The 13477-nt window shown below is 60.5% G+C and carries 11 protein-coding genes; 9 read left to right on the top strand and 2 right to left on the bottom strand.

Features of this window, described 5'->3' with window-relative positions:
* Window positions 1–61: 61 nt before the first annotated feature.
* The 6 genes from AC1D17_RS02750 (at window position 62) to AC1D17_RS02725 (ending at window position 8124) form a co-directional block, all read left to right on the top strand.
* Complete coding sequence (locus AC1D17_RS02750) at window positions 62–1321, top strand: O-antigen ligase family protein (RefSeq protein WP_477564245.1); 1260 nt, start codon at window positions 62–64, stop codon at window positions 1319–1321.
* A complete protein-coding gene (locus tag AC1D17_RS02745; RefSeq protein WP_477563910.1) occupies window positions 1314–2090 on the top strand; it encodes a polysaccharide deacetylase family protein in 777 nt (258 codons plus the stop codon). The genes AC1D17_RS02750 and AC1D17_RS02745 overlap by 8 nt, the downstream gene beginning before the upstream one ends.
* Before the next feature lie 2 nt (window positions 2091–2092).
* Window positions 2093–3373, top strand: a complete 1281-nt coding sequence (locus tag AC1D17_RS02740; protein ID WP_477564244.1) for a glycosyltransferase family 4 protein — start codon at window positions 2093–2095, stop codon at window positions 3371–3373.
* A 287-nt stretch (window positions 3374–3660) separates the two neighbouring features.
* Complete coding sequence (locus AC1D17_RS02735; protein WP_477563909.1) at window positions 3661–4848, top strand: glycosyltransferase family 4 protein; 1188 nt, start codon at window positions 3661–3663, stop codon at window positions 4846–4848.
* Between the two features lie 118 nt (window positions 4849–4966).
* A complete protein-coding gene (locus AC1D17_RS02730; RefSeq protein WP_477563908.1) occupies window positions 4967–5965 on the top strand; it encodes a glycosyltransferase family 2 protein in 999 nt (332 codons plus the stop codon).
* Window positions 5962–8124 carry a glycoside hydrolase gene (locus AC1D17_RS02725; RefSeq protein ID WP_477563907.1) on the top strand — a complete coding sequence of 721 codons (2163 nt, stop codon included), beginning with the start codon at window positions 5962–5964 and terminating at the stop codon, window positions 8122–8124. Before AC1D17_RS02730 ends, AC1D17_RS02725 begins: the two co-directional genes overlap by 4 nt.
* A 35-nt stretch (window positions 8125–8159) precedes the next feature.
* Here the strand turns inward: AC1D17_RS02725 and AC1D17_RS02720 are convergent, their stop codons facing one another.
* A complete protein-coding gene (locus AC1D17_RS02720) occupies window positions 8160–9782 on the bottom strand; it encodes an ABC-F family ATP-binding cassette domain-containing protein (protein WP_477563906.1) in 1623 nt (540 codons plus the stop codon).
* 177 nt (window positions 9783–9959) lie between these two features.
* Here AC1D17_RS02720 and pepT point away from each other — a divergent pair, with 177 nt between their 5' ends.
* Together pepT and AC1D17_RS02710 are read left to right on the top strand one after the other, a co-directional pair.
* Entirely contained in the window at window positions 9960–11192 is a 1233-nt protein-coding gene (gene pepT, locus AC1D17_RS02715; protein ID WP_477563905.1) for a peptidase T, read from the top strand.
* A gap of 78 nt (window positions 11193–11270) precedes the next feature.
* Window positions 11271–11525, top strand: coding sequence for a hypothetical protein (locus tag AC1D17_RS02710; RefSeq protein WP_477563904.1), 255 nt, complete (start codon window positions 11271–11273; stop codon window positions 11523–11525).
* A gap of 97 nt (window positions 11526–11622) precedes the next feature.
* On the opposite strand, the gene AC1D17_RS02705 is transcribed toward AC1D17_RS02710, so the two are convergent.
* The gene (locus tag AC1D17_RS02705) at window positions 11623–11916 is read right to left on the bottom strand and encodes a hypothetical protein (RefSeq protein ID WP_264223125.1); all 294 of its coding nucleotides are present in this window, start codon (window positions 11914–11916) and stop codon (window positions 11623–11625) included.
* Window positions 11917–12192: 276 nt separating this feature from the next.
* Between AC1D17_RS02705 and rsgA the strand changes: the two genes are divergently transcribed.
* The gene (gene rsgA / locus AC1D17_RS02700) at window positions 12193–13215 is read left to right on the top strand and encodes a ribosome small subunit-dependent GTPase A (RefSeq protein ID WP_477563903.1); all 1023 of its coding nucleotides are present in this window, start codon (window positions 12193–12195) and stop codon (window positions 13213–13215) included.
* Window positions 13216–13477: the final 262 nt, after the last annotated feature.

Below are 13477 nucleotides of genomic sequence, written 5' to 3'. Positions count from 1 at the left end.
TGCGCTGCCGGATATAGGCGGGGTCGGGATCGGCGGCATCAGCGCCGGTCCTGTCCTGTTCATGGCGATCTTCCTGTTCTTCTGGATTTCCATGACGCCGTTCGTCGACCTCACCGGCGCGAGCATTCTCGACCCGTCCGCCGGCAATTCGAACCGGCTGAATCAGATCGTATCGCTGAGCCTGTTTGCCGGCACACTCTGCTACGGCATGCTTCATCCGTTGCGCGCGACAATCCTCCAGCCACGCGCGTTGCTGTTGCCGATGTTCGGCTGGTTCCTGTTCGTTTCGCTGATTTCCAGCCATCCGATGCTGGGCATCAAGGCCGTCATCTTGACCGTCATGGCGACCATCAATGCCAGCATCTACCTGCTGATGCCGGAAACGGAGAAGCAATTCGCCAAGATGCTGGCGATCGGCACTCTGATCATGTTGGCGACCGCCTATTACGGCATCGTCTTCAAACCGGAGCTCTCAATCCATCAGCTGTCGGAACTGCGCGAACCGATGAATGCCGGCATGTGGCGCGGTCATTTCCCGCACAAGAACAGCGCGGCCGCCGCCATGGTGATCGCCGCCTTCTTCGGCCTTTTCGTGATGAATGCCTGGTCGCGGCTGGCCGGGATTGCCATCGTCGTACTCTCCGTCATCTTTCTCCTCCACACCGGCGGCAAGACCTCCAGCGCCATGCTGCCCGGTATCCTGATCCTTGCCTGGGTGTTTGAGCGCCTGCGGTTTCTGCGCATTCCCATTGCCATCGGCGGCGTCGCGCTGTTCAATCTGTTTGCCGTCGGCTCGGCGGTGTTCCGCCCGCTCGGCGACTTCGTCACCTCGCTCGGGATCGACGCAACTTTCACCAATCGTGCCGATATCTGGCGCTTCGCCTTCACCGCGCTGGCCGAAAATCCGATCACCGGCTACGGCGTCAAGGCATTCTGGCAGACGCAGGAACTGGTCTATAGCGGTGGCGCCGTCGAAACCTGGGCGGTCACCGCGGCCAATGGGCACAATTCCTACCTCGACATCGCCCTGATGACAGGTATCCCCGGTCTCTTCATGACCCTGCTTTGGGTTCTCGTCCTGCCATTGCGCGATATCTCCCGCCTGCCTGCGGCAATCGAACATTCCGATCTGACGCGGCTCTTTATCCGGGTCTGGCTCTATGTCATTTTCAACGCCGGCCTCGAAAGCCTGTTCTTCGAGGGCGGCAATCTGCTCTGGTTCACCTTCCTCTACAGCCTGTACGGCCTGCGTTTCCAGTCGTCGGCGACGCTGAGCGAGGAACGCTTCGCTCCTGCGGAAAGGCCGGCGGCCCATGCCTGACATTTTCAACAAGGTCACCAATATCGCCGACCGGCTGAACAACCGTCTGATCTGGCAGTTCGCCAGGACAAGGCGGCCGATCGCGACAGAGCGGCCGATCGTTTCCTTCACCTTCGACGATGTTCCCGATACGGCCTGGACGAACGGCGCGGCCATTCTGGAAAAATATCGAGCACGCGGGACGTTCTATATCGCCGGTGGTCTGGAAGGACGGATAGAAGCGGATCGCCGCCTGATTTCGGCCGAGGGCTGTCGTGACCTGTTCACACGCGGACATGAAATCGGCTGCCACACGTTTTCTCACCGCAAGGTCAGCAGCCTGAGCAGCCGGACGTTTGCAGGCGATCTCGGCCAGAATGAAGCCTTCCTCTCGGGGGCCGGGATTTCGCGCCGGCCCACCAATTTCGCCTTCCCCTACAATGCCGCATCACCGCGACTTCGGCCCGTTCTGAAAAAACGCTACACGACGTGCCGGGCTGCAGGTGAGGCCATCAACCGGGGAACGGTCGACCCCTTCATGCTGAAAGCCGTCGAAATCCGCCAGCCGGAGGACCACGCCCTTGGCCTGACGCGGTGGATCGACGATGTCGCAGCAAATCCGGGCTGGCTGATCTTCTTCACCCACGATATCACCGCCTCGCCGACACCCTATGGCTGCCGGCCGGAGACCCTGGAGCGGCTGGTCTCGCACGCCCTCGAACGTCAATGCGACATTCTCCCGGTCTGCGACGCCCTGGACCGCTTCGGCTGGAAGGATGCCCGCCCTTGACCATTGCCAACCCGACAACCGGCAAGCCGGCATTGCTGAAGATCAACAACTATTTCTATCGCAGAGGCGGCGCAGAGGCCGTGTTTCTCGATCACATCGCCATGTTCGAAAAGGCGGGATGGGACGTCGTTCCCTTCGCCATGCAGCACGCGTTGAACCCGCCAAGCCCCTGGTCCGGTTATTTCGTTTCCGAGATCGAATACGGCCATGAAACCGGCACGCTGAACAAGCTCAAACAGGTCGCGAACATCATCTATTCCTTCGAGGCGCAACGTAATATCAAGCGCCTGATCGAGCGGGTCAATCCGGCGATCGCGCACGCGCACAATGTCTATCATCACCTTTCGCCGGCGATCTTCTCGACGTTGAAATCCGCGGGCATCCCGACGGTCATGACGGTTCACGACCTCAAGCTCGCCTGTCCCTCCTACAAGATGCTGCGGGATGCCAAGGTCTGCGAAGACTGCAAGGGCGGCCGCATCCATAATGTTCTTGTGCATCGCTGCATCAAGGGTTCGGCGGTGCTGAGCACCGTCGTGCTGGCCGAGACCGCGCTGCATCGTAGCCTCGGACTGTATCGCAACAATCTCGACCGCCTTGTCGTTCCCAGCCGGTTCTATATCGACAAGCTCGTCGAATGGGGCTGGCCGCGGGAGAAGATGGTCTACATTCCCAATTTCGTCGATGTCGACGCCTTTAAGTCGGATTGGACCGAGGGCGACTATTTCGCTTTCGCCGGCCGCCTCGCGCCTGAAAAAGGGATAGACACGCTGATACGCGCCGCCGCCCTGTCGAAGCAGAAGCTGGTGATTGCGGGAACGGGGCCGGAGGAGGCCGCGCTGAGGGAACTGGCGCAGAAGCTGGCAGCGGATGTCGTGTTCGCCGGCTATCTGTCCGGAGAAGCGCTCCATCGGCTGATCGGCGAAGCCAAGGCTCTGGTGCTGCCCTCCGAGTGGTACGAGAATGCGCCCATCAGCGTGCTCGAAGCCTATGCGCTCGAAACTCCGGTCATCGGCGCCAGGATTGGTGGAATTCCCGAAATGATCCTCGAAGGGGAAACCGGTTTCATGGCCATGCCGGGAAATGCGCAGGATCTGGCAGCAGCGCTCGCCGCGATGGGCTCACTCTCGCGCGAAAAGCGGCACGAGATGGGCCGGAAAGCACGGGAATGGATCGCCATCGAATTCTCCTCCGCTGCCTATCTGCGGCGAACAACGGAACTCTACGCCGGCCTCGGCGCGTCCCTTCCGGTTCTCACACACCCGGTCGCGCAATCAAATTGATACACATTTTGGTCCCACAACTCGTAATTTCAGCCGATCGTTACAATTTTAACGGTCATATTTCCGTAATTTCAGCCGTTCGCATTTAAACCGTTGTCCCAAGGAACCAGGGATGTGGAACTATGAGCAACGAGCCGCACGCTTCCAAGACGGCACACCGGCAGCCTGAACAGCCAGGTGCCGACAACAGCCTGCGCAGCATAGACCTGCGGAACCTGGCTACGGATGCATCTTTCGAAAGGTCGCCGGAACGCGCGCGTGCGTCACAAACGGAGCGCGTCACAGGTATGCCCGTTCCTCCGTTGAGCGGAGTTTCTGCTTTTGAGCCGGCCAAAACGCTGGAGAAAGCCGCTGTCCGCCCCAAAGTCATGATGCTCGGCAGCAGGGGCATCCCCAATGTGCAGGGCGGCGTCGAAAAGCATATTGAGATGATCGGCACCGAACTTGTCCAGATGGGCTGGGACGTCGATGTTATCGGCCGGCGTCAATATCTGCCAAACGCTTCGAAGAGTGTCTGGAACGGCATTCGGGTCATCCCGTTGTGGGCGCCGAAGACGATGGTCCTGGAGGCCATCGGACATAGCGTCGCCGGTGTGCTTTTTGCCGCACGTCATAGACCCGATGTATTGCATATCCATGCTGTCGGCCCCGCTCTGGTCGCGCCGCTGGCCCGCCTTTTCGGCCTCAAGGTCATCATCACCCATCATGGCTACGACTATGAGCGCCAGAAATGGGGCCGGTTTGCCAAGCGCATGCTGAAGACGGGCGAAGCGTTCGGAATGTACGCCTCCAACGGGCGCATTGCGATTTCGCAGGAAATCGTTCGCGCCATGCGGGAAGAATACGGTGTCGCCGTCGATTTCGTGCCGAATGGCGTTTCGGTGCAACCGAAGATCACCTCCACCGAAACCCTCGAGGCTTTCGGGCTGGCGCCCCGCCAATACATCGTCATGATGGCCCGCCTTGTTCCCGAAAAACGCCAGCATGACCTGATCCTCGCCTTTGCCAAGGCCAACCGGCCCGAAAAACTCGTGATTGTCGGCGGCGCGGATCATGAAACCGAGTATTCGGCTTATGTGAAGGCTCTGGCGGCGGAAACGCCTTCGGTGGTCATGACGGGTTTTCAGACGGGGGCCGCACTTTCGGAACTCTACAGCAACGCGGCCCTCTTCGTGCTTCCGTCGAGCCACGAAGGAATGCCGATCGCGCTTCTGGAAGCTCTCAGCTACGGCTTGCCGGTTCTTGCCAGCGATATCGTTGCCAATCGTGAACTCAAGCTTGCCCCTGCCGATTACTTTCCCATGGGCGATGTCGATGCGCTGGCTGCTGCTCTTGAGCGCAAATTGTCCATTCCCTTCCACGAAGACGGAACGGATCAGCTGATAAGCCAGATCCAGGCGGAATACAGCTGGAAGAAGATCGCGGAGCGAACGGCTGACGTCTATCGATCCGTTCTTCGCCGGCGGCGGCGCTGAACGCACCGGCCATTCCGCCCCATCAACCAAATTTCAAATCATCGGCGATACCATGAGCGATGTCACAGCCCCGTCAAGCAACGCACCGACAGTGCTTCATTCAAACCGGGAGGTCATTTTGGGCGTATCCGTCATCATCAAGACCTTGAATGAAGAAAAGCGCATCGCCGCGACCATCGAAAGCGCGCTTGCAGGACTGCCCGGCGGTGCCGGCGAAGTCATCATTGCCGACAGCGGTTCCAGGGACCGCACCGTCGAAATCGCGTCCGGCTACCCGGTCACCATTGTGCAGATCGCACCACCGGCCCTGGCCAGCTGCGGAATAGGCCCGCAGCTCGGTTTTCAGTATTCCACCTTCGATCACGTCTGCCTGCTCGACGGAGACATGATCCTTGATCCAGACTTTCTGTCCGATGCCGTGCGCTTTCTCGCTGGCAATCCCGATGTCGCCGGCGTCACCGGGCATGTGGAGGAAATGCAGACCGCCAATCTCGAATATGCTCGCCGGGTCCAGCGCAACGCGCCGGAGAACCGGACCGGCGACATCGACCGGATGAATGGCGGCGGGCTTTACCGGCGCAGCGCCATCGAGAAGGCAGGCTACATTTCCGATCGCAACCTGCATGGCTACGAGGAATTCGATCTGGGTGTGCGGCTGCGCAGTCTGGGCTGGCGGCTTCATCGCCTCGACCGGCGCTTCGTCAGTCATTTCGGACACACATCGAACTCCTACCGGCTGCTCATCCGGCGCTGGAACAGCAAGTACCTCTACGGCACCGGCGAGCTGCTGCGCGCATCGGTCGGCAAACCCTATTTCGGCCGGCTGATCGCCGAATTGCCGGAGCTGAAACTCTGGGCAGCAGTCTACTGCTGGTGGGCTCTTTCGATCGTCCTTCTGTTCATGGCGCCGGGGCTCGTATCCGGCCTGGCGATGGTGATCTCGCTGGCAGCCGCCATCGTTCTTGCAATCAGCGTCAAGAAGGGCGGCGCTGCCATGGGGCTCTACACGGTTGTCGCCTGGTGTTTTCATGCAGCCGCAGTGCCGGCCGGCTTTTTCCGCCGCCGCCTGCCGCCGGAGGCCTGGATCGAAAGCCGGACAATCGGACCCGCCCGATGAGGCTTGTCATCCGATGGGGGCTCGCCGCCATGCTGGCGATCCCATCACCGGTCATCGCTTCCGACGAGTGGCTGCCTGTGCGTGAAACCTCCATGGTGCTCGGCAACCAAAGCCCTCTCGACTTCTCGACGTTTCTGCCCAATCCGCCCATTGAAGGCGGCGGCCAGCTTCTGACCGGAAAACAGGGCCGGTTTGTCCGCGCCAGCGAGCCGGATAAACCCGTTCGGCTGCTGTGCGCCTCGCTTGCCTGGAGCCCGGCATCGGGCGGTTTTCCAAGCCATGCCGATGCCGATCTCTATGCGGCCGAGCTTGCCAAACACGGCTACAACATCGCCCGGCTCCATTTTGTCGATGCCAGCCTGATGTTCGGCCGCGGCCGTGATTTCGATTTCGATCCCGAAGTCCTTGACCGTGTCCACTACCTGCTGGCCGCGCTGAAACGCAACGGCATCTACTGGATCATGGACGGCCTTTCCTCCTGGCGCGGCGCCTACGGCGGTTATGACGACCGCTGGGATCCCTCAAGCGACCTGAAGCTTGCCATCTATTTCGACAACGAGGCCTTCGATCACTGGCTGGAATTCCAGCGCCGCTTCCTGACGCTGGTCAATCCGTATACCGGCACCGCACCGATCAACGACAAAGCGCTGGCGCTGGTCATTCTCGTCAACGAGAACAATATCGAATTCGACAGCATTGTGCGTGAACGGGAGGGCAAACCCCACTACGGCGAACGGTTGAAGCTGCCCTTCAATGACTGGCTGAAGCAGCGTTACGGCTCGACGGAGGCACTTTCGAAAACATGGCCCGACCTTCAGCCGAGCGAGCGGCTGGAAGATGCGTCCATCGCGTTGCCCGGATCGCGCTATGAGGATTCACCGCGCCTGAAGGACCTGCAGGCCTTCTTCGTTTCCATCGAAACCAGCACCGCCACCCGGATGGCGAAGGCACTGCGCGACCTTGGCTACAAGGGCGAAATCAGCAGTTTCAACAACTGGCCGACGATCCAGACGACGCTGAGCCGCCAGGACCTCCCGGTCATCACGATGAATACCTATCAGGACTGGGTCGGCAGCTATTCACCCGGTGCGGCCATGACGCAGAAGAGCTCGATCGATGACGATGCCAGCTACATGCGCCTGATCGCCGCCGCCCGCTGGCTCGGCAAGCCGTTCGTCGTCAGCGAATACGATCATCTTTTCTGGAACCGTTATCGCTACGAGGCCGGGCTTGTGATGCCGGCCTATGCCGCGCAGCAGGGCTGGGACGTGCTCTGCCGCCACGCGCACGGCCCGATCATCCTGAAATACAATGAGCCCTATCCCCATAAGAAAGCGATGCTTCCCTATGCCATTGCGCTTGATCCGGTCGCGCGCGCCGGCGAGACGCTGGCAGCGCTTCTCTTCCGGCGCGCAGATGTGGCTGCCTCGAACTTGACGATCCCGTTTCTTGTGCGGGGCACAGAAGATCTTGACGACGATATGCAGGCGCGTGAACCGGACCAGCTCACGGAGCTCGGCCTTGTCGGTGCGATCGGCATGGCTAAAGCGGCCGAGAGTAGCATAAGCGTCGGCCAGCCGCGATCTGCCGTTGATCCCCAAGCCATCCTCGATGCCGCCAAGGCCGCCGGGCTTTTGCCGAAGGACAACCAGACCGACCTGAAGACCGGCCTCTATGAAAGCGATACCGGCGAGCTCAAGCTTGACCGCCTGCGTGGACAATTACGGGTCTCCACGCCGAAGACGGAAGCGGTCGCCTTTTCAACACTGCGGGAGCCCGTCAACCTGGGCAGCGTCCGTGTCGAGGCCTCGGACGGCAACGGGCTGCTTGCCGTATCGGTTCTGGACGACGCCGAAAACATCGCGCGAAGCCGCCGGCTTCTCGTCATCTACGCCACCGACGCGCGCAATACCGGCATGCAGTTCCGCGACGACGAGGAGAAGGTAATCGCCGATTTCGGCCGCCTTCCCGTTCTGATCCGCAAGGGCTATGTCGACCTGTCGCTCGCGCTCGCCAAGGGTCAATGGCGGCTGACGCCGGTGACGCTGAACGGCGTCGCCTTGGAGGCCGCCGGCCAGGCAATATCCCCGGCCGGCTTCCGTCTTTCGAATGACGCCGCGTCAGGCCCGACCACGTTCTTTCTTCTCGAGAGAAGCTGAACGGGCTCCAACCCAACCAGCAAGCGCCTCCTGTATCAGCTCCGCAGACCCGGAGCCTCATGGCCGGTGCGCGCGACATATTCCGTGTAGCCGCCGCCATATTCGTGGATGCCATCAGGCGTCAGTTCCAGAACCCGGTTTGACAGTGCGCCGAGGAAATGCCGGTCGTGGGAGACGAACAGCATGGTGCCTTCGTATTCCGACAAAGCCTGGATAAGCATTTCCTTGGTGTCGAGGTCCAGATGGTTGGTCGGCTCGTCGAGTACCAGCAGATTGGGCGGATCGAACAGCATGATCGCCATCACCAGCCGCGCCTTTTCGCCGCCGGACAGAACGCGGCAACGTTTTTCGACATCGTCGCCGGAAAATCCGAAGCAACCCGCCAGCGCCCGCAACGGACCTTGTCCAGCGCGTGGAAACTCATGCTCCAGCGTCTCGAATACCGTGCGCTCGCCGTCGAGCAGATCCATGGCGTGCTGGGCGAAATAGCCCATCTTGACGCTGGCACCGAGCGCCACCGTTCCCTTGTCCGGTTCGGTCGAACCCGTCACCAGTTTCAAGAGGGTGGACTTTCCGGCACCGTTGATGCCCATGATGCACCACCGTTCCTTGCGGCGGACCATGAAGTCCAGCCCGTCATAGATGCTGCGGCTGCCATAGCTCTTGTGAACGTTCTTCAGATTGATCACGTCTTCGCCGGAACGCGGCGCCGGCTGGAATTCGAACGCAACGACCTGGCGTCGCTTCGGCGGCTCGACCCGTTCGATCTTGTCGAGCTTCTTCACCCGGCTCTGCACCTGGGCGGCATGCGATGCGCGCGCCTTGAAACGCTCGATGAACTTGATTTCCTTGGCCAGCATTGCCTGCTGCCGCTCGAACTGGGCAAGCTGGTGCTTTTCGTTCAGCGCCCGCTGCTGCTCGTAGAATTCGTAGTCGCCGGAATAGGTCGTCAGCCCGCCACCGTCGATCTCGATCAGCTTGGTAACGATGCGGTTCATGAACTCGCGGTCGTGCGAGGTCATCAGAAGCGCGCCCTCGTAATTCTTGAGGAATTCTTCCAGCCAGATCAGGCTTTCCAGATCGAGATGGTTGCTCGGTTCGTCAAGCAGCATGACGTCGGGGCGCATCAAGAGGATGCGGGCCAGCGCCACGCGCATCTTCCAGCCGCCCGAAAGCTTGCCGACATCGCCATCCATCATTTCCTGGGTAAAGCTCAGGCCTGCCAGAACCTCGCGCGCGCGGCCGTCCAGCGCGTAGCCGTCCAGCTCCTCATAGCGCGCCTGCACCTCGCCGTAGCGCTCGATGATGGCGTCCATCTCGTCCAGCCGGTCGGGATCGACCATGGCGGCCTCGAGTTCGCGCAATTCTGCAGCAACGATACTCACCGGACCGGCACCGTCCATCACTTCGGCAACGGCGCTACGGCCTTCCATCTCGCCGACGTCCTGGTTGAAATAGCCGACAGTGACGCCCTTCTCGACGGCCACCTGCCCCTCGTCGGGCTGTTCTTCGCCAGTGATCATCCGGAAGACGGTCGTCTTGCCGGCGCCGTTGGGGCCAACAAGGCCGATCTTCTCGCCCTTGTTGAGCGCGGCGGAAGCCTCGATGAAGAGAATGCGGTGGCTCAGCTGCTTGCTGATATTTTCGATACGGATCATTTGTGCGGTGCCCAAGTATGTTGCGGCGCCCTTATGCCACGTGTTTCAGGGAATGTCGCAGGTTTTCGACATCACAATATGCGGCTTTTTGAATGGTCTTTTTCCCGGAAATGCCTTCACGGCGGCGCCAGTGGAGGTTACAGAAGGCCACCTGACGCCTATGGAATGGAGCAAGCCATGACTGATACCGTTACCGACCGCTTCCTTCGCTATGTCGTGATCGACACGCAGTCGGACGCCAAATCGGCGGCACAGCCCTCCACCGAAAAGCAGAAAAACCTTGGCCGCCTGCTGGTTCAAGAACTGCTAGAAATCGGGCTTTCGGACGCGCATCTCGACGAGCACGGCTACATCTACGCGACCATTCCATCCAATGTCGACAAGCCGGTGCCGGTCATCTGCTTCTGCTCGCACATGGATACGGCGCCCGATTTTACCGGCACCAACGTCAAGCCGCAGGTGATCCGCACCTATGCCGGCGGCGACATCCAGCTTTCGGGCGACCCGCAGCAGATCATCCGCGTTGCCGACCATCCGGCCCTGCGCGACCAGGTCGGCAACGACATCATCACCACAGACGGCACGACGCTGCTTGGCGCCGACGACAAGGCCGGCCTTGCCGAGATCATGACGGCGGCACAATTCCTGATCGACAATCCGGACGTCAAGCACGGCACCATCAAAATCCTGTTCACGGTGGATGAGGAGATCGGCCGCGGGGTCGACAAGATCGACCTGAAGAAGCTCGGTGCGCAGTTTGCCTATACGATGGACGGTGAAACGGCCGGCTCGATCGAAGACGAGACATTCTCGGCCGATGGCGTCGAAATCACCATCCAGGGCGTTGCCATCCACCCGGGCTTCGCCAAGGGGAAAATGGAAAACGCCATCAAGATCGCTGGTGCCATCATCGATCGGCTGCCGAAACACGTGGCTCCCGAAACGACCGAAGGCAGAGAAGGCTTCATCCATCCGACCGGCGTCACAGGCTCGATGGACAAGGCAACGATCGGCCTGATCGTTCGCGACTTCGACGACGAGGGCCTCGCCACCAAGGAAGCGATGATCGAGGCGATCGTCAAGGATGTCATGCCGGATTATCCGGGCTCCTCCTACACCTTCGAGGTCAAGCACCAGTACCGCAATATGAAGGCGATCCTCGATCGCCACCCGGAAATAGTCGATAACGCTGTCGAGGCGATCCGGCGGGCGGGCATGGAACCCGTGCGCGGCAGCATTCGCGGCGGCACCGATGGTTCGCGCCTGTCGTTCATGGGCCTACCCTGCCCCAACATCTTCGCCGGCGGCCACGCTTTCCACTCGCCGCTGGAATGGGTCAGCCGGCAGGACATGGAAAAAGCGGTGAAAACGATCGTCGAGCTGGCAAAAATTTGGGAAGAGCGCAGCTAACCCTGCCGGAAGGGAACAATCAGCCCTTCCATCCGGCCGCCGTTTTGGTATGACCCGCCTCTTGTCAAAGGAATGAAGATGGCTGCGCGAGATCGCTATTCACGGAAATTGGAATGTTCCCAATGCGGGCACGCAGGCTTTGCCGAGGTTTCGGAAGACGACACGCCCAGCCGCAAGACGCGGGGATTTGAAATCGACGCCCTGCCCAGCGGCTTCGAAACCGAATTTGCCTCGAGCAATCCGCGCAGGCACATGATCCGCTGCCGCTGCGGCCACAAGTTCAAATTCGAACAGACGACGGCCTATGCGCCGGGCGGGGAGCCAAGGACTTAAGGGGTCCACCGGGGCGCTGGAAAACAGCAGGTGGCCGGCCGGCCCTCCAATGCAGATGCATCCGAGGTTATCGCCGGCGCCCCTTGGTGGCCTGATCTTATTTGTTGGCCATCAGCCACATCTTGCCGGCCATCGTGATCCCGCGCGGATCGACAGCAACGTCATGGTCGAGATGGCTGCGTTCGAGAAAACCGAGTTCCTCGAGTTCGTTGAGGGTCGTGGTCGTCAGGAACCGGATCTTCTGCGGACGCTCCTTGAACCGGTCTGTCCTTGCGTAGGTGACCGTGGCGTTCTCGTGCGTCCATTTCTTCGCCGGCTGCGGGAAGAGGTTTCCTTCCTTGGCGAGTTTCAGGCCCCGGATCTGGACCGGCGTCAATTCAAGCGAAATCATGTTCTGTCCTTGGTAGGAATGGTGAGAAAGGCATCGACAAGCGCGCCCGGATTGAATGGGAACGCCCGCTTGCGAATGTCGCCAATGCGTAATGAAAAGGGCCGAACCGGCCCGGATGCCCTTCCCTATCGGAAATTTGTGGCATTTCCCAGACAAAACTGAAAAGTCCGGGATTGCGAAACGATTGGCGCCATCCGGGTGCTTCTGTTATCAGCGTCTGAACTTGTTTTGAGAAAGGTCATCCATGAACGCGACACTGTGTCGGGGAGCGGCTGTGTGACGGAGCGTGCAGACGCAGTCTTTCTGGCGTCCCATGGCTGGACCGATTTTTTTGCCTCCCAGATCGAGCGATCCGAAGCCGCCCTCATCCCTATGCGCATCGCCGAGGTTCATCGCGCCCGGCTGAGCGCGCTTTCCGCCGCGGGACCGGTCAGACTCACTCTCGCCCACAAGACCAACACCGCCGATTTCGCCGTCGGCGACTGGATACTGGCCGATCCCAGGACCCACCTGCTCGTGCGCCGGCTTGAACGCCAGACCCTGTTGCAGCGTAGGATAGAAGGCAGGAACACCCAGCAGCTTGCCGCCGCCAATGTCGATACGCTTTTCATCGTCACGTCCTGCAACGCGGATTTCAATCCGGCACGGCTTGAACGCTATCTCGCCTTGGCCAATCAGGCCGGAACCCATCCGGTCATGGTGTTGACCAAGGCCGACACCATCGACGACGCGAGCACATTCGAACAGGCAGCAAGAAGCCTGCAACGCGACCTCGATGTCATCATCGTCAACGGCCGCTCCGCCGATGCTGCCGGTTTGCTCTTCCCGTGGTGCGGGGTTGGGCAGACCGTTGCCCTGGTCGGATCGTCCGGCGTCGGTAAATCGACACTGGTCAACACGCTGGCAGGCCTCAGCCACGACGCCGCACAGGAGACCGGCGATATCCGCGAAAGCGATGCCAAGGGGCGTCACACCACGACCGCGCGGTCTCTGCACGCCATCGCCGGCGGCGGCTGGGTGATCGATACGCCGGGAATGCGCACCCTGCATGTCAGTGACGTTTCCGACGGTATCGACACGCTGTTTTCCGAAATCACCGACCTTGCCCCTTCCTGCAAGTTTCGCGACTGCACCCACGATCACGAACCGGGCTGCGCGGTTCAGGCAGCCATCAAGGCGGGTACTTTGCCCGCAGAACGGCTGGTCCGCTGGCGCAAACTGCTTGAGGAAAACGTCAGCAACACGCCGGTGCAGACAGGGCCGCGCGGCAACAAGATCATCCAGAAGAAAAAATACTGATTTCCGCAAACCGGCGGCATAATTTCCAGCGGGCTGCCGGGGAATTGCCTTGCCCTGAATGGCAGGGAAGGTGAGCAGAATTGCAACGGTTGGAGAAACTCAATGCCCGAAAGTTGTGAACATTACTGATGGCATGATGGTTGTCCGCAGTATTGTGTTACGCTGGATATGAAGAATTCGGAACGATCATCAAAGGCGGTGATTCGGGCCTGAGCGAGGTTGCGCGATAGCCGGCGAACCTTTCGACAAGGCTCCAGGATCC

This window comes from Pararhizobium sp. P1_E7 (genome assembly GCF_056405855.1).
The sequence above is the reverse complement of the archived record's forward strand: the minus strand, read 5'-3'. Positions and strand labels throughout refer to the sequence as shown.